At 66.1% G+C, this 15914-nt stretch carries 13 protein-coding genes; 4 read left to right on the top strand and 9 right to left on the bottom strand.

Annotated features, from left to right (window positions below):
• Positions 1-288: 288 nt before the first annotated feature.
• On the bottom strand, positions 289-1182 hold the full coding sequence (locus tag E8M84_RS10445) for an alpha/beta fold hydrolase (protein ID WP_170971905.1): 894 nt from the start codon (positions 1180-1182) through the stop codon (positions 289-291).
• The gene (ettA, locus tag E8M84_RS10440) at positions 1179-2834 is read right to left on the bottom strand and encodes an energy-dependent translational throttle protein EttA (RefSeq protein ID WP_137111145.1); all 1656 of its coding nucleotides are present in this window, start codon (positions 2832-2834) and stop codon (positions 1179-1181) included. Before ettA ends, E8M84_RS10445 begins: the two co-directional genes overlap by 4 nt.
• A 200-nt stretch (positions 2835-3034) precedes the next feature.
• Between ettA and E8M84_RS10435 the strand changes: the two genes are divergently transcribed.
• Positions 3035-3538, top strand: a complete 504-nt coding sequence (locus tag E8M84_RS10435) for a hypothetical protein (protein ID WP_137111144.1) — start codon at positions 3035-3037, stop codon at positions 3536-3538.
• Between the two features lie 96 nt (positions 3539-3634).
• Positions 3635-4237 (top strand): nicotinate-nucleotide adenylyltransferase, encoded by a 603-nt coding sequence (locus E8M84_RS10430; protein ID WP_137111143.1) that lies wholly within the window; start codon positions 3635-3637, stop codon positions 4235-4237.
• A gap of 78 nt (positions 4238-4315) precedes the next feature.
• On the opposite strand, the gene E8M84_RS10425 is transcribed toward E8M84_RS10430, so the two are convergent.
• The gene (locus tag E8M84_RS10425) at positions 4316-5191 is read right to left on the bottom strand and encodes a helix-turn-helix domain-containing GNAT family N-acetyltransferase (protein WP_137111142.1); all 876 of its coding nucleotides are present in this window, start codon (positions 5189-5191) and stop codon (positions 4316-4318) included.
• A 147-nt stretch (positions 5192-5338) separates the two neighbouring features.
• On the opposite strand from E8M84_RS10425, the gene dacB reads away from it, so the two are divergent.
• Positions 5339-6823, top strand: coding sequence for a D-alanyl-D-alanine carboxypeptidase/D-alanyl-D-alanine-endopeptidase (dacB, locus tag E8M84_RS10420; protein ID WP_137111141.1), 1485 nt, complete (start codon positions 5339-5341; stop codon positions 6821-6823).
• 24 nt (positions 6824-6847) lie between these two features.
• Here the strand turns inward: dacB and E8M84_RS10415 are convergent, their stop codons facing one another.
• Positions 6848-8206, bottom strand: coding sequence for an alpha-glucosidase/alpha-galactosidase (locus E8M84_RS10415; protein ID WP_137111140.1), 1359 nt, complete (start codon positions 8204-8206; stop codon positions 6848-6850).
• Between the two features lie 83 nt (positions 8207-8289).
• On the opposite strand from E8M84_RS10415, the gene E8M84_RS10410 reads away from it, so the two are divergent.
• The gene (locus tag E8M84_RS10410) at positions 8290-9150 is read left to right on the top strand and encodes an AraC family transcriptional regulator (protein ID WP_137111139.1); all 861 of its coding nucleotides are present in this window, start codon (positions 8290-8292) and stop codon (positions 9148-9150) included.
• A gap of 70 nt (positions 9151-9220) precedes the next feature.
• Here E8M84_RS10410 and E8M84_RS10405 read toward each other — a convergent pair whose 3' ends face one another.
• The 5 genes from E8M84_RS10405 to E8M84_RS10385 are packed head-to-tail and all read right to left on the bottom strand — an operon-like array spanning position 9221 to position 15876.
• The gene (locus E8M84_RS10405) at positions 9221-10726 is read right to left on the bottom strand and encodes a tryptophan halogenase family protein (RefSeq protein ID WP_170971904.1); all 1506 of its coding nucleotides are present in this window, start codon (positions 10724-10726) and stop codon (positions 9221-9223) included.
• A gap of 4 nt (positions 10727-10730) precedes the next feature.
• The gene (locus E8M84_RS10400) at positions 10731-12098 is read right to left on the bottom strand and encodes an alpha-glucosidase/alpha-galactosidase (protein ID WP_276607119.1); all 1368 of its coding nucleotides are present in this window, start codon (positions 12096-12098) and stop codon (positions 10731-10733) included.
• A gap of 9 nt (positions 12099-12107) precedes the next feature.
• Complete coding sequence (locus E8M84_RS10395; protein ID WP_137111136.1) at positions 12108-13718, bottom strand: ABC transporter ATP-binding protein; 1611 nt, start codon at positions 13716-13718, stop codon at positions 12108-12110.
• An 8-nt stretch (positions 13719-13726) separates the two neighbouring features.
• On the bottom strand, positions 13727-14851 hold the full coding sequence (locus E8M84_RS10390; protein WP_137111135.1) for an ABC transporter permease: 1125 nt from the start codon (positions 14849-14851) through the stop codon (positions 13727-13729).
• Positions 14851-15876, bottom strand: a complete 1026-nt coding sequence (locus E8M84_RS10385) for an ABC transporter permease (protein WP_137111134.1) — start codon at positions 15874-15876, stop codon at positions 14851-14853. Before E8M84_RS10385 ends, E8M84_RS10390 begins: the two co-directional genes overlap by 1 nt.
• Positions 15877-15914 lie beyond the last annotated feature (38 nt).

The following is a 15914-nucleotide window of genomic DNA, read 5'->3' as shown; positions in this document are numbered from 1 at the left end:
CGGAGACGGTGGGTTTGGATGGTTGGGGTTGTGCCCCCCACCCCTACCCCTCCCCACGAGGGGGAGGGAGGTCCGGTGGTGGGCGTTTCGCAGGGTGGTGCGCTGTAACGCACCCTACGGGTGGGTGTCTCAGCCCCTCGGAGCTGGGTGGTTGGTTGGGCGGCTGCGGCTCCCTGCTTTCGCGGGGATGAAAGGTGGGAAAAGGAGTCGGGCTGAAGCCCGACCTACGGGTTGCGCGCAAAGGGTCGACGCAGGCATCGACCTGCCAGGCAGGCCGTCGTCCGCCACCTACCCGCAAGGCGTGGTGTTCGTGCCCTGCAGGATGCGCTCCACTCGGTCCATCAGGTCGGCGCGGGAGAGGAGCGGCATGTGGCCGTCCTGGGGCAGGACGCAGACCGGCGCGTTCAGGCGCTCGCCAAGGCGGCGCACTCCGGGGAGCGGGAAGATCGGGTCGTTCTCGCCGTGGAAGAAGGTGATCCGGGCCTTCGACGCCTGCGCCTCGGGCGAGAGAGACCAGAGGAGGAGGCTGGCGGATTGCGAGCGGCCCCGGCCCTCGCCGGGCGTGTTGATCTGGTCCTTGAAGGCCTCACGCAGGCGGTCGGCCATCGCGCGCTTTTCGGGGGACACGCGCCAGCCGGAGCCGAGGTAGAGGGTGATGAAATACTCGTCCCAGACGGTCTTGGCGGAGAAGCTGCCGGTGGCAAGCGCCGAACCGGCCACGCCAAGCCCGCCCCGGACAAAGGCCAAAGCCGCGCCGGGGAAGGGGGTGGGGCTGGAGATGGCGATGACCTGCACCCTCTCGGCCCGGTCGATCCGGCCTGTGGCCTCGATGGCGATGGCGGCGCCGGTCGAATAGCCGAGGAGGTTGATCCGCGCGTCAGGGTAGCGGTTGGCGTAGTCGGCGATCCAGCGGGCGGACCGGTCAAGGTCGAGGGGCGGGTTCAGCGGCTCGCCCCGCATGCCGGGAAGCCGGTATTCCACGACGCGGTGGCGGGGGCTGTCCCAGCCGTTCGCGGGGCCGAAGATGCGCGTAGTGGTCAGCGCGCCGGGCAAAAGGAAGGTGATCTGTTCAGGGCTGGCGGCGGTGTTGGTGGTGTAGAGCGGCGGCTTTGCAGCCACGGGCGGCTTGGCGCAGGCGGTAAGCGCGAGGCCTACCACCAGTGCCAGCCAGCCCCATCTCACCGGGCAAACCGCTTGTACTTCACCCGCTTCGGCTCCAGCGCATCCGGTCCCAACCGGCGGACCTTGTCTTCCTCGTAGGCCTGGAAGTTGCCCTCGAACCATTCCACATGGGCGTCGCCTTCGAAGGCGAGGATGTGGGTGCAGAGACGGTCGAGGAAGAAGCGGTCGTGGCTGATGATGATCGCGCAGCCGGCGAAGTCTTCGATGGCGGCTTCGAGGGCCTGCAAGGTTTCGACGTCAAGGTCGTTGGTCGGTTCGTCAAGCAGCAGCACGTTGCCGCCCGACTTCAACAGCTTGGCCATGTGGACGCGGTTCCGCTCCCCGCCCGACAGGAGGCCGACCTTCTTCTGCTGGTCGGTGCCCTTGAAGTTGAAGGCCCCCGTATAGACGCGGGAGTTCATCGCCATGTCGCCCAGGTGGATAACCTCGGCCCCGCCGGAAATTTCCTCCCACACGTTTTTGTTCGGGTCGAGCGCGTCGCGCGACTGGTCGACATAAGCCAGTTTCACCGTGTCACCCAGCTTGATCGTGCCGGCGTCGGGCTTTTCCTGACCGGTGATCATGCGGAACAGGGTCGACTTGCCCGCGCCGTTCGGGCCGATGACGCCGACGATGGCGCCGGGGGGGACGGTGAAGGACAGGTCCTCGATCAGAAGCTTGTCGCCCATCGCTTTCTTCAGGCCCTCGACCTCGATCACCTTGTTCCCCAGGCGTTCGCCGTTCGGGATGATGATCTGCGCGGTGGTGGCGCGTTCGGTGACGGTCTGGCTTGCCATCTCGTTATAGCGGTTGAGGCGAGCCTTGCCCTTGGCCTGCCGCGCCTTGGCGCCGGAGCGGATCCACTCCAGTTCCTTTTCCAGGGCCTTCTGCTTGGTCTTGTCCTCACGGGCCTCTTGCGCCATCCGCTTGGCCTTCTGGTCCAGCCAGGCGGAGTAGTTGCCTTCGTAGGGGATGCCCCGGCCGCGGTCGAGTTCCAGGATCCAGCCGGTGATGTCGTCGAGGAAGTAGCGGTCGTGGGTGACGATCAGGATCGTGCCCTTGTAGTCGATCAGGTGTTTTTGCAGCCAGGCGATGGATTCGGCGTCGAGGTGGTTGGTTGGTTCGTCCAAGAGGAGCATGTCGGGCTTTTCGAGCAAAAGCTTGCAGAGCGCGACGCGGCGGCGTTCCCCGCCGGAAAGCGTGGTGACATCGGCATCGTCCGGCGGGCAGCGGAGCGCGTCCATCGCGACGCCGACGGTCGCCTCCAGCTCCCACAGGTTCTGGGCGTCGATCTGGTCCTGGAGGGCGGCCATCTCGTCCGCGGTTTCGTCCGAGTAGTTCATGGCGAGTTCATTGTAGCGGTCGAGGATCGCCTGCTGGGCCGCGACGCCGAGCATGACGTTTTCCTTCGCGGTGAGCGCGGGGTCGAGGTAGGGCTCCTGCGCGAGGTAGCCGACCTTGGCGCCCTTGGCGGCCCAGGCCTCGCCTTTGAAGTCCTTGTCCATCCCGGCCATGATCTTCAGAAGGGTCGACTTGCCCGCGCCGTTGACGCCGACGACGCCGATCTTCACCCCGGGCAGGAAGTTCAGGTGGATGTTCTCAAAGCAGGTCTTGCCGCCCGGGTAGGTCTTTGAGACGTTCTCCATGTGGTAGACATATTGATAGCTGGCCATGACGTGCTCCGGGGATCCTTGGGGTTGGCGCGTATGTAGCGATGAAGGGGCGGCGCTGCAACGGGAAGGGTGCGGGGATCCAGACTTGGCATTCGCCTGCGGAAACGGCCTTTGGGCTGCAGTGAAACTGGAGGTGCAGGATGCAGGCAAGATTGTCTTTGGCGTTGACGCTATTGACGGCAGGCGGAGCCGCGGCCCAGGTGACGAATAACGAGGCGCCGGGAAACCTTGCACCGACTGTCGATCCGGGCTGCGTGACGATGACCACGGCCGATCCACGTCTGTCGCCCCCGGATCTGGCATTGGGCGTGCTGGCCTGTGGCCGTGACGGCAACTGGGATGCTGCTGCGGAGCTCTATGTCCTGATGCTGATGCGATCGTCTTTCGACGTCAGGCGGGTCGCCGATCCCACCGCGCATCAGGCTGGCGAGGTGCTGACGATGCAGCTGAACGACGCCCAGTCCGAGGCGGAAAGGGCCAGCCTTGGCGAGGCCATCCAACGTTACGCCGACCCTGGCATGACCCAGCGCGACATCCTGTGTAACGCGCTCAGGACCTCGGGTGTGCCGCAGCATGATCCGTCCTGGATGATCCAGCACGGGATGGCCGCCTTCACGGGTCAGCAGGGCGACGGACTGGTTCCGGGCGCCGATCCGACCGTTCTGTGGGAACAGGTCATGCAGGAGGATGTGGCCTGCGGATGAAAAGCAACGCGTGAAGATGCGTCTCTGAACCGGCAGGCCATTGTAAAGACGCGCCTCCTGCGGTCAATTGATCGCAGGGACTGGCAGCGGGGGGCCATGCGGCAGGGGTTTCCGATTGCGACCAGGGGAATGGTCATTGGCCTTCTGGGCGGGTCCTTCGACCCGGCCCACGACGGCCATGTGCACATCACGCGTGAGGCGCTGAAGCGGATGGGGCTGGACCAGGTCTGGTGGCTGGTGACGCCCGCGAACCCGCTCAAGGCGCGGCAACCGGCGCCTTTGGCGGATCGGATCGCGCGGGCGAAGGCGGTGATGCGGGACCCGCGGGTGAAGATCACGGCGCTGGAAGAGCGGCTGGGGACGCGGGCGACGGCGGATACGATTGACCGGCTGAAGGCGATCTATCCCGGCGTGACCTTCGTCTGGCTGATGGGGGCGGACAACCTGGTGCAGTTCCACCGGTGGGGCCGCTGGCGCGACATCCTGCGCAGCGTGGCCGTGGGGGTGCTCGCGCGGCCGGGGGCGGGCGTGCAAGCGCGGTTGTCGGTCGCGGCGCGGGCGTTCCGGGTGCATCAGGTCGACCGGGGCGAGAATTTGCGCGGACGAAAGGCTCCGGTCTGGGCCTTCGTGAATTTGCCGATGAACGATGCGTCGTCGACCGAGATCCGGGCCAGGGGCGGGTGGAAGTCGGGGCGGTAGGGAAAGCTCCTCGACGACTTGGTCACTCGTCGCGGCGGCGCTCTGACGAGGAGACGCAGTCGAACGAGGAGGCGTCGGTCAGAGCGGCTTTTCCATCCAGACATCGGCCGGTGCCCCGGTGTAGGGCGCGATGTCGGTCCAGCCTGTCGCACGGTAGAGCGCAATCGCCTCGGACAGGGCGGAATTCGTGTCGAGCCTGAGCCACTGGTAGCCAAGCTGGCGCGCCTCGTTCTCGATCGCTGACATCATGCGGCGGGCAAGGCCCTGGCCGCGGGCGGAGGCATCGACCCAGAGGCGTTTCACCTCGGCTGTCGGGCCGTCGAGCGGGCGGAGCGCGACGCAGGCCACCGGCAGATCGTCGGACCAGGCGACGAGGCAGGCGCCACGGGGTGCGCGGTAGCTGGCTGCGCCGGGGTCGGGCAGCGCAAACATGTCGGGCCTGGCGGCGGGGACGCGGGCGACAAGCTCGTCGAAATAGGCCTGCCAGCAGGCCGTGACCTCCAGGCTGTCGGGATCGGCAGGGCGGATCTCCAACTGGTCGCGGTTGAGAAGTGTGGCGATCAAGTCCATTGCGGCTACGAGTTCGTTGGCCCGAGTCCCGGCCCGGGCGATCAGTCGTGCCGCCCGGGCATGGCCGATGGCATCATAGGCTGCAACCTCTGCCTCGCCCGCCGGGGTCAGGCGCGCGATCCGGCGGCGTCGGTCGGCGGGGTCGGTCGCGGTTTCGATCAGGCCTTCGCGTTCCAGGCTGCGCAGGAAGCGGCTCATCAAGCCCGAGTCCAGCCCCAGCCGATCCCGGATCAGCGCGACATCGGTCCCCTCGGGTCGCACCATGACCAGCACGCGAACCGCGCCGAGGGGTCGCCCGCGACCGAGGAACGAGGTGTCGAGCGCCCCCGCTTCGCGGGTAACGGCACGGTTGAAGCGGCGGAGGCGGGCGACGGCGTCAAGCATGATGGCGGACCCCAGTCAGGTGTTTTTCCTGACTATAGTCAGATATATGGCTCACGCAAGCGCGAATGCGGGACGGCAACGCAGGCTGGCGGAATCGGCGGGGTTGCGGTTATGACGGGGTGACGCTGGTGTGGGCGTGGAGGTGGCATGGTGATTTCGCGGCGGATGATGCTGGCCGGGCTTCTGGCCGGGGTTGCCAGTTCTGCGCTGGGCGAGGCGATGGACAGCTCTCCCCGTCCGGTGGCGCGCGGCGGCAAGGCGGCCGCACCTGCCCCGGTTGCGTCGCGCGGTCCCGTCGATGCCGAGGCGCTGATTGCGCAGGCCAAGCTGGGCGGGGCGGTCGGTTTCGTGCTGATGGACGCGAAGACCGGCGAGGTCCTGGAAAGCCGCGAGCCGGACCTGATGCTGCCCCCTGCGAGCGTGGCGAAGGCGGTGACCTCGCTTTACGCGCTGGACCGGCTTGGGCCGGGCTACCGCTATGCGACCCGGGTTCTGGCGACGGGGCCGGTGCAGGGCGGGATGGTGCAGGGCGATCTGGTGCTCGCGGGCGGGGGCGATCCGACGCTGCAGACCGACCAGTTGGGCGATCTGGTGGGGCGGCTGGCGCAGGCCGGGTTGAAGGGCGCGACGGGCCGGTTCCTGTATTGGGACGGCGCGCTGCCCGTCCTGCGCGGCATTGCCGGGGACCAGCCCGACCATGTCGGCTACAACGCTGCCGTGTCGGGGCTGAACCTGAACTTCAACCGCGCCTATTTCGAGTGGAAGAAGGTCGATGGCAGCTGGCGCACTTCGGTTGACGCGCGGGGCGAACGTTTCCTGCCCGCGGTCAGCATGGTGCGGGTCGATGTGGCGCAGCGCGAGGCGCCCTTGTTCACCTACGCGCCGGGACGGGTCGAGGAATGGACCGTTGCCTCGGCCGCGCTGGGCAAGGGGGGCAGCCGCTGGTTGCCGGTCCGCGACCCGGGCGCCTATGTGGCCGAGGTGTTCCGCACGTTGGCCCGTGCGCAGGGAATCCGGCTGGAGCCGGGCGAACGGGTCGGCGCTGTGCCCTCGGGCACGGAGCTGGGCCGGGTGGAAAGCGAACCCCTGACCGAAGTCCTGCGCGACATGCTGAGGTTCTCGACCAACCTGACGGCGGAATGTTGCGGGCTGACGGCCTCGCGGCTGACGACGCTTGAGGCTTCGGGGCGGGCCATGTCGGACTGGGTGGCGGCGGCCTTCGGGGTGCGGCTGGACCTGCATGACCATTCCGGCCTCGGCGGGCAGTCGCGGGTGACCGCGCGGGGGATGGCGACGGTCCTGCAGCGCGCCGAGGCCGGCGGGCGCGGGCTTCGGGCGATCCTGCGCGATGTGGGCATGAAGGACGACGCCGGGAAAGAGATCAAGGGCCACCCGGTGAAGGTTCTGGCCAAGTCGGGGACGCTGAACTTCGTCTCGGGCCTGGCCGGTCATGTGTTGCCGCCCGCGCCGGGGCGGGAGCTGGTGTTCGCCATCTTCTCGGGCGATCCCGAACGGCGCGATGCCGTGCCGGTTGCCCTGCGTGAGGATGCCGAAGGGGCCAGTGCCTGGACCAAGCGGGCGCGGCGGCTGCAGGGGCAGCTGATCAGCCGGTGGGCCGGGGCTTACGGCTGATCCCGTAGGCCCCGGCGGCCGAGATCAGGACGCCGCCCGGGCGCGGCTGGCGGGGGCCGGATACTGCGGCAGCCATTGGGCCTGCGCCTCCAGCATCTCGTCGACCATCGACCAGACCTCGGCGGGCGTGCAGACCGCGCCGACCAGCGGGTCGTGCAGGACGGCGAGTTTCAGAAGATCCACGTCGCCGGTTATGGCCGCCTGCACGGACATCCGCTGCACGTTGACCGAAGCCTGGCAGGTCGCGGCGCAAGCGAGCGGGAGGGTGACGCCTTCCACCATGTTGATGCCAAAGCGGTCCACCCAGCCGGGGCTTTCGATGATGCAGTCGTCGGGCAGGTTGGTGATCACACCGCGGTTCTTCACGTTGAAATGTCCGCGGTAGGGGCGCCCCGTCTCCAGCGCCTCGATGATGTGGGAGGCGTGTTCGTCGGTGCGCTTCCACTGCGACAGGGGCTTTTCGGCGTCTTTCAGCATCGTCGGATATTCGGTCTCGAACCAGTTCCGCGTCTCGCGCGTGTGGCGCAGATAGCCGCCGGTTTCGCCGTGGATCCAGTCGTCGGTGCTGATCCAGTTCGGGATGTCCTCGCGGCGTTTCCGGTACCAGGGCAGGTATTCCGAGAGGTGGCCGTTGGATTCGGTCGAGTAGAAGCCGAAGCGTTTAAGAACGTCGATCCGCACCTTTTCCTGGCGGCTGAAAACGGGATGCGCCTCGAAGGCGGCGATGAGTTCGTCCTTCTCGATCTTCCGGCCCTTGTGGCGGATGTCGAGGTACCAGGTCTGGTGGTTGATGCCCGAGCAGATGATGTCGACCTCGCCCATCGGCACGCCAAGGGCGGCGGCGATCTGGCGGTGGCCGTTCTGGACGCCGTGGCAGAGGCCGACGGTGTTGACCCCGCCGTGGTCGATCGCAGCCCAGGTCATCATCGCCATCGGGTTCGCGTAGTTGAGGAGGAGGTGGTCGGACGGGCAGACCTCACGGATGTCCTTGCAGAAGTCAAGCATCGCGGCGATGCCGCGCTGACCGTAAAGGATGCCGCCCGCGCAGATCGTGTCGCCGACGCATTGGTCGACGCCGTATTTCAGCGGGATCGAGATGTCGGTGGCGAAGGCTTCGACACCTCCGATCCGCACCGTGTTCATCACGTATTTCGCGCCCTCAAGAGCCTTGCGGCGGTCGGTGGTGGCGGTGACTTTCGTCTTGAGGCCCGAGACCTCGATCATCTTGCGCAGGATCTGGGCGATCATGTCGAGGTTCTGCTGACTGATGTCGGTCAGCGCGATCTCGATTCCCTCGAACTCGGGCACCGACAGGATGTCCGAGCAGAGCTTGCGGGTGAAACCGACGCTGCCCGCGCCGATGATGCAGAGTTTGAACGGCATGGTTGAGCCCTCCCTTTGGGGAAAAGGCTAGGCTTCACCAAGTCGGGCGTGTAGAGAAATCTTGTGCCAATTAGGGTAATTTCATGCTGTCCGCGCTTCTATCCCACGGCCACGACATCCGCGTCCTTTCCCCTCGGGGGGCGGTGCCGTCGCTGGGGGTCCTGGCCGAGGCGGTGGGCTATGAGCAGCGCCGGAATGAGCTGTATAGCTGGGACGGGATGAAACGGGGGAGCGAGCCGTTCCTGGTGATCCAGCATACCATCCTGGGCGAAGGGCGGCTGGACTTCGGCGGAGCGCGCTATCGGCTGGGGGCGGGTCAAACCATGCTGGTGACGATGCCGCACGCGCACCGCTATTGGCTGGAGCGTGGGGGGCATTGGGAATACTTCTGGTTCATCCTGTCGGGCCGCGAGGCCTTGCGTCTGGCGCGCGAGGTCTTGGCCGTGGCGGGGCCAGTGTTGCAGCCGGGGGCCGAAGGGGAAATGCGGCTGGCGGGAGCGTGTCATGGGCTGCTGACCCGCGCGCTGACGCCCGCTCAGGCTTCGGTCCTGGGGTATGAGGCACTGGCCGTGCTCCACGATGCGGCCTTTGCTGGGGCGAAGCCGCCCGTGGCTTTGGCGCCCGAGATGGCGCGGGTTTTGTCTCATATCGAGGCAAACCTTGGCGGCGATCTGCGGGTCGATACGCTGGCGCAGGTCGCGGGCCTCAGTCGGGCGCATTTCGTGCGGCGCTTTGCCGAGGAGGTCGGGGTGCCGCCGTCCGATCTTGTCTTTGCAAGCCGGATGGATCGGGTGGAGCGGCTGCTCACCGCGTCGGAGATGAAGATCGGCGACATTGCCCGGGCGACGGGATTTGCGGATGGGAACTACCTCGCCAAGGCGTTTCGTCGCCATCGGGGCCTGTCGCCGATGGAGTTCCGGGCGATGCGGGATGAGGCTTTGTGACTGACGCCTCCTCGTGCGCCTTCGGCTTCTCGTCGGTCAGCGAGGAGAAACGAAGTGCACGACGAGCGGGTCAGGCGGGTTCGTGCAAGCCTCGCAGGAAGGCGCGGTGGGGTAGGGCTTTGCTGGCCGCCATGCGATACTCGCGGGTCAGTGATTGGGCTGACTGCCGGGCTCTTGCGCGAAGTTCTGGACGAGCCGCCAGCCAGCCCTTCGCGGCCTTGGGGTTCAGAAGGCCCAACCCGTCCAGCACCGGGACATGCAGGTGGTGGTCGGTGTGGGGCAGGGACATCGGGAAGGGCTGGAAGTCCTCCGGCCCCGGGACCTTGGTCTGCCAGAGGGCGAGGCGGTCAGCCAGTCGGTCGGGGAGCGACCCCGCGACGTCCTGCCAGAACGGCGTATCGCGGCGTTCGGAGACATAGTGCAGGCGGATGAAGTCGCGGAAGTCGTCCACCTGACGCGCGGCGGCGGCGTTGAAGGCGGCGCGAGCGCGGTCGTCGGGGTTGGGCAGGACCGAGGACAGGAGCATCAACTGCACCACCGTGCCGTGGATCGAGGTCGCCTCCAGCGGTTCAAGGAAACTGGAGGAGAGGCCGAGGGCGATGCAGTTGTGGGACCACTGCTGGTCAAGGCGTCCGGCGTCGATCTTGATGTCGTTGCGGACCTCGATGGGGTGGCCGAGGGTGGCTTCGATTTCCGCCTTCGCTTGGTCCGGGGTGACGTGGGCGTCGGAGAAGACATAGCCGCAGCCGTAGCGGCCCTGGGTCGGGATCTTCCACATCCAGCCGGACCCTTGCGCCCACGCCAGCGTGCAGGGTTCGATCTCTTCGCCGTCCGGGATGTCCAGCCAGAAGGGGATCGCCCGGTTCACCGGCAGGGTCCCCCGGTAGCTGACCCACTCGCCCCCCATCGGGCCGATCAGCGCGCGGCGGAAGCCGGTGCAGTCGATGTAGAGGTCGGCCTCGACCCTTGTGCCGCCTTCAAGCTGCAGGGCGGTGATGTCGCCGGTCTCCGGGTGGCACTCGACGGATTGGACCTGATCGTCGATGGTGGTGATGGCTTTTGCCTTTGATCGCAACCACTTGCCCGCCAGCGCCTGATCGAAGTGGTAGGCATGGTGATAGGGGCCGACGGGGACGCGGCGGCCTTGAACCATCGCAAAGGGGCTGCGGTTGGCGTTCAGGAGGTGCTGGAAAAGGTGCGTCTGGCCCACGCTTTCGCCCTGCGCCACCTGGTAGACGTCCAGCGCGTTTACGTCGAACCCGGCCACCCGGTGCGGGTCGTCGATGGGGCCGTCGTAGGAGTGGCCCACCCGCCGCCAGTCGCGGTGGCGGATGCCGAATTTGATCGTGGCCCCGGTGGCGGCGAGGAATTCGGCCTCATCAAGGCCGAAGTGCTGGAGCATCTGGCGGAAGACGGCGGTGGTGCCTTCGCCGACGCCGATGGTCCCGATCTTCGAGCTCTCGATAACCGTGACCTCGCAAGCATGGCCGCCGCGACGCGCCGAGTCACCCAGCATCATCGCGGCAAGCCAGCCTGCAGTTCCGCCCCCCACCACACAGATGCGCCGGGGCCACATCGCCTTAGCCCGCCTTGCGCACGGGAACCCGCGCCCATTCCGGCAGCCAGTCGCCGTGCGCGGCCAGAAGGTCATGGGTCATCGCCCAGATCTGGTCGAGGTCAAGCTCGGCCCCCGTATGCGGGTCCAGCATGGCGGCGTGGTAGATGTGGTCCGGGTTTTCGGTCAGGAGCGCCTGCACCGTCAGGTCCTGCACGTTGATGTTAGTGCGCATCAGCGCGATCAGCTGCGGCGGGATGTCGTGGACGATGGTGGGCTGCAGGCCGCTTGCGTCGACCAGAACCGGCACCTCGACGGCGCAGCCATCGGGCAGTTGCGGGATGTAGCCGCGGTTGCCGATGTTGCCGTAGATCACTGAAGGCTCACCCGTCACGACCGAGTTCACGATCTGCGACGCGTATTCGTGGCTTTCCTTCACCTCGACGGTGTTGGCGGACTTCAGCGCCTCGGCCTCGCGCTTCCAGCGGGCGATCTGTTCGACGCAGCGCTTGGGGTATTCGTCCAAGGGGATGCCGAATTTCTCGATCAGGTCCGGGCGGTCGCGCTTGATGAACCAGGGGGTGTATTCCGCGAAGTGTTCGCTGCTTTCGGTGACGAAGTAGCCCAGCCGGGTCAGCATTTCGTAGCGGACCTTGTTCGGGCAGCGCGGGTTCCAGTGGGAGGGCTTGGGGAAGCGGCCCTCGTGGTAGCCTTTCAGGAGGTCGGGGTAGAGATTCTTGTAGGTCCCGTCCGCCTGCCGGTGTTCGAAGGTCAGGTAGAAGGCCATGTGGTTGATGCCGCCTGCGCGGTAGCGGATCTCCTCGACGGGCAGGTCGAGGTCGCGGGCCAGTTCCCAGGCCGTTCCTTGGACCGAATGGCAAAGGCCGACTTGGCGGATCGTCGGGTATTTCGCCGCGATGGCCCAGGTGTTGATCGCCATCGGGTTGACGTATTGCAGCATGATGGCGTTCGGCGCGACCTGCAGCAGGTCGTCGCAGATCGACCAGAGGTGCGGTACAGTGCGCAGACCGCGCATGATGCCGCCGATGCCGAGGGTGTCGGCGATGGTCTGGCGGAGGCCGAAGGCCTTGGGGACCTCGAAGTCGGTGATCGTGCAGGGGTCATAGCCGCCGATCTGGAAGCAGACGACGACGAAATCCGCGCCGGTCAGGGCGCGCTTCTGGTCGGTGTAGGTCTTGACGCTGGCCTTGCCGCCCAGGGTCTGCGCCATTTTGCCGACGATGATTTCGGATTCGGCCAGCCGCTCGGGGTTGATGTCCATCAGCCGGATTTCGGCTGCGGCAAGTGCCGGGCGGGACAGGATGTCGCCGGCGATGTTCTTGGTGAACACGGTCGATCCGGCGCCGATGAAAGTGATGACGGGGGTAGGCATGATGTTCCTCTAGGCTGCGATTTCGAAGGCCGCTTTGACAAGGCGGCGGGTGTAGTCGGTTTCGGGGCGTTCCAGGACGGCGTCGACAGGACCCTGTTCGACGATCCGCCCGTTCTGCATGACGATGACGCGGTGACAGAGCGCGCGGACGACCTTCAGGTCGTGGCTGATGAAGAGATAGCTCAGGCCCTTTTCGCGCTGCAAGCCGCGCAAGAGTTCGATGATTTGCGCCTGAACGGAGAGGTCTAAGGCAGACGTGGGTTCGTCCAAGAGGATGAACTCGGGTTCCAGCGCGATGGCGCGGGCGATGGCAAGGCGCTGGCGCTGGCCACCGGAGAATTCGTGCGGGAAGCGGGAGAGGATGGTGTCGGGCAGACCGGCATCGCGGAGGGCCTGTTTGACGCGGATTTCGCGGTCGGCGCGGGTGCGGCCAAGGCGGTTGACGATCAGGCCTTCCTCGATCAGCTGGCGCACCGACATCCGGGGGTTCAGGCTGGAGAACGGATCCTGAAAGACGATCTGCATCCGCTGGCGGTAGGGGTTCATGCCCTTGCGGTCCAGCCCGTCGATGCGGTGGCCGAGGAAATCCACCTCGCCTTCGGTGAGGTTGTTGAGGCGGAGGAGCGCCTGGCCGAAAGTGGTCTTGCCCGAGCCTGACTCGCCCACAAGGCCTAGCGTCTCGCCGCGCTTCAGGGACAGGGTCAGCCCGTCGACGGCCTGCAGCTTGGACCAGGTGCCACGGAAGGCTCCGCCCTTGCGCAGGTTGTAGGTCACGCGGATGTTGCGGCCTTCCAGCACGGTTTCCGTCCCCACCTGCGCGGGGTCGGCGCGGCCCTTGGGTTCGGAGCCGAGGAGGCGTTTGGTATAGGGGTGCTTCGGCGCGGTGAAGACAGTTTCGGTTGGCCCTTCCTCGCGCACCTCGCCGTGCTGCATGACATAGACGTGGTCGGCGAACTGGCGGACGACGGTCAGGTCGTGGGTGATGAGGATCACGGCAAGGCCGGTCCTTTCCTTCAACGCTTTGATGAGGTTCAGGATTTCCGCCTGCACCGTCACATCAAGTGCCGTCGTCGGCTCATCAGCGATTAGCACGTCGGGGTTGTTGGCCAAGGCCATCGCGATCATCACCCGCTGGCGCTGGCCGCCGGAGAGCTGGTGGGGATACTGGTTCAGCCGGGCCTCGGGTTCGGGGATCTGCACGTCTTTCAGGAGCGCCAGCGCCTTGGCCTTTGCCTCGGCCTTCGACATCCGGTTGTGGATACGCAGCACCTCGGCGATCTGGTTGCCGATGGTGTAGACCGGGTTCAGCGAGGACATCGGTTCCTGAAAGATCATCGACAGCCGGTTGCCACGCAGGCCCCGCATTTCCCTTGGGGAAAGCTGCGCCATGTTGCGCCCAGCATAGAGGATTTCGGTCTGCGGGCTGACGGTGGCGCGCTTGGACAGAAGCCGCATGATCGCGCGGGCGGTGACGGATTTGCCGCTGCCCGACTCTCCGACAAGGGCGATGGTCTGGCCCTTGGCAAGCGTGAAGGAGACGTCCTTCACGGCCTCGATGGTGCCGCCGTCGACCTTGAAGGTGACGCCGATCTTGCGGGCTTCGATGACGGTGTTGGTCATGGGCGGCCTCAATATGGGTCGATGGCATCGCGGAGGCCATCCCCAAGGGCGTTGAAGGCGAAGACGGCGAGAAGGATGAAGCCCACCGGCGACAGGATCCAGGGGTAGGAGCCGATGACCGAGAAAGTTGAGGCGTCCTGCAGCATCAGGCCCCAGGAGATCAAGGGCGGTTTCACGGCAAAGCCGAGATAGCCGAGGAACGACTCCAGAAGCACGATGGCCGGGATGCCAAGGGTGATCGAGACGATCACATGGCTCATCACGTTGGGCAGGATGTGACGGGTGATGATGCGCCCGTCACTTGCGCCCACGGCCTGTGCGGCGCGGACATAGTCGACCTTGGCCATGGCCATGGTCTTTGACCGGACCTCGCGGGAAAGCTGCGCCCAGCCGAGGCCCGCGATGACGAGGATCACGAAGGCGATGAAGACGGGCGAGGGCGCGGTGACCGGGATCAGGGTAGTCAGCGTCAGGTACAAGGGCAGCTGCGGGAAGGCGAGCACGATTTCCACGAACCGCTGGAACCACAGGTCGAAGCGGCCCCCGATATAGCCCGAGGTGATGCCCAGAAGCGTGCCCGCGATGGTGATGAGGGTGATCGAGGTCAGCGCGATGGTCAGGCTGATCCGGCTGCCCATGATCCCGCGGCTCAGGACATCACGGCCCAGCTTGTCGGTGCCAAGAAGCCGCAGGGGCGTCCCGTCCGCAAGGCCGATGAAATGGGTGTCCATCGGGATCAGGCCGAAGAGATTGTAGCTCCACCCCTCGACAAAGAAGGCGAGCGGGCGCGGGTTGTCGAGGTCGGGGCCCATGAGCGGCTGGAAGGTGATCGGGTCCAGCTCCTCGCTTTCCGTGATGGCATAGACCACGGGCCAGAGGGTGAAGCCCTCCTTGGTGGTGAAGCTGATCTGATCCGGCGGCGCGAAGGAGGCGCCGTTGGCGTTGGGGTTCTGCGGTGCGAAGAACTCGGCGAAGATCGCGATCAGGAACAGAAGCGAGACGAGGATCAGGCCCAGCATCCCGGGGATGGACTTGCGAAACCGCCGCCAGACCAGCGCCAGATAGCTTTGCGATGTGGTCGAGACGGTCGAGACGCGGGCATCGGCGGCTTCGCCTTCGTGGATCGTGGCCATCAGTTGCCCCCCACCCGGATGCGCGGGTCAAGCACGGCCAAGAGGAGGTCGGCAATGATGTTGCCGATGATGAGGGTTGCGCCAAGGACGAGGAGCAGCGTCGCGGTGACATAGACATCGCCGATGGCCATGGAGCCGACGATGGCCGGGCCGATGGTGGCCAGGCCGAAGACGATGGCCACCTCGATCTCACCCGTCAGCATGTAGGGCAGCACGACGCCCTGATAGGCGACCAGGGGGTGCAGCGCGTTGGGGACCGCGTGGCGCATGATGACCGCGCCTTCGCCAAGGCCCTTGGCCCGCGCAGTCTCAATGTACTGGGCGTTCAGCGTGTCCAGCAGGTTCGCCCGCATCACCCGCATGTTGTAGGCCAGCCCCCCGAAGGCCGCGACGGCGATGACGGGCCAGACATGCTGGATCAGGTTCCAGAACTTGCCCCAGTTGAAGTCGAGGAAGCCCTCCCAATAGGGCTGCCCACCATAGCGGCTGGAGTAGAACGACCCGATCTCCTGCACGTTCAGCTTGAACACCAGGATGTAGAGGATGATGAGCGCGAGGAGGAAGCGCGGGATCGTCATGCCCATGAAGCTGACGAAGCTAAGGACGGTATCGACCCAGGTGTATTGCCGGGTGGCGGCAAGGATGCCGAAGCCGATGCCGATCACGGTCGCCAGAAGGTGGCAGGTCAGCGCGATGGCGATGGTGGGCGGCAGGCGCTGGGCAAGGATCTCGGATACCGGCTTGTTGTAGGCGTAGGACTGGCCGAAGTCGCCTTCGCTGACGATGCCCCAGATCCAGTAGAAATACTGCAGGATCAGCGGATCGTTCAGGCCGTGCGTTTCGCGATACTGGTTGGCGGCTGCGGTTGCCGCCTCGGGCGAGGCCCCGCCCTGCACGATCATGTTGGTCCGGATGAAGTCGCCGTAGTCGCCTGGAGGGGCCTGGATGATCATGAAGGTGATGAAGCTCATCACGATCAGGACCGGCACCGATTGCATCAGGCGGACGCCAAGAAAGCCCAGCATCGCGGTTACCTGCCTAGGAAAAGGGGAAAGGACGGGGT

Origin of the sequence: Rhodobacter sp. SY28-1 (assembly GCF_005222785.1) — a bacterium.
Classification (GTDB): Bacteria; Pseudomonadota; Alphaproteobacteria; order Rhodobacterales; family Rhodobacteraceae; genus Tabrizicola.
Note: the sequence above shows the minus strand (reverse complement) of the source record. Positions and strands in the feature narration are given on the sequence as shown.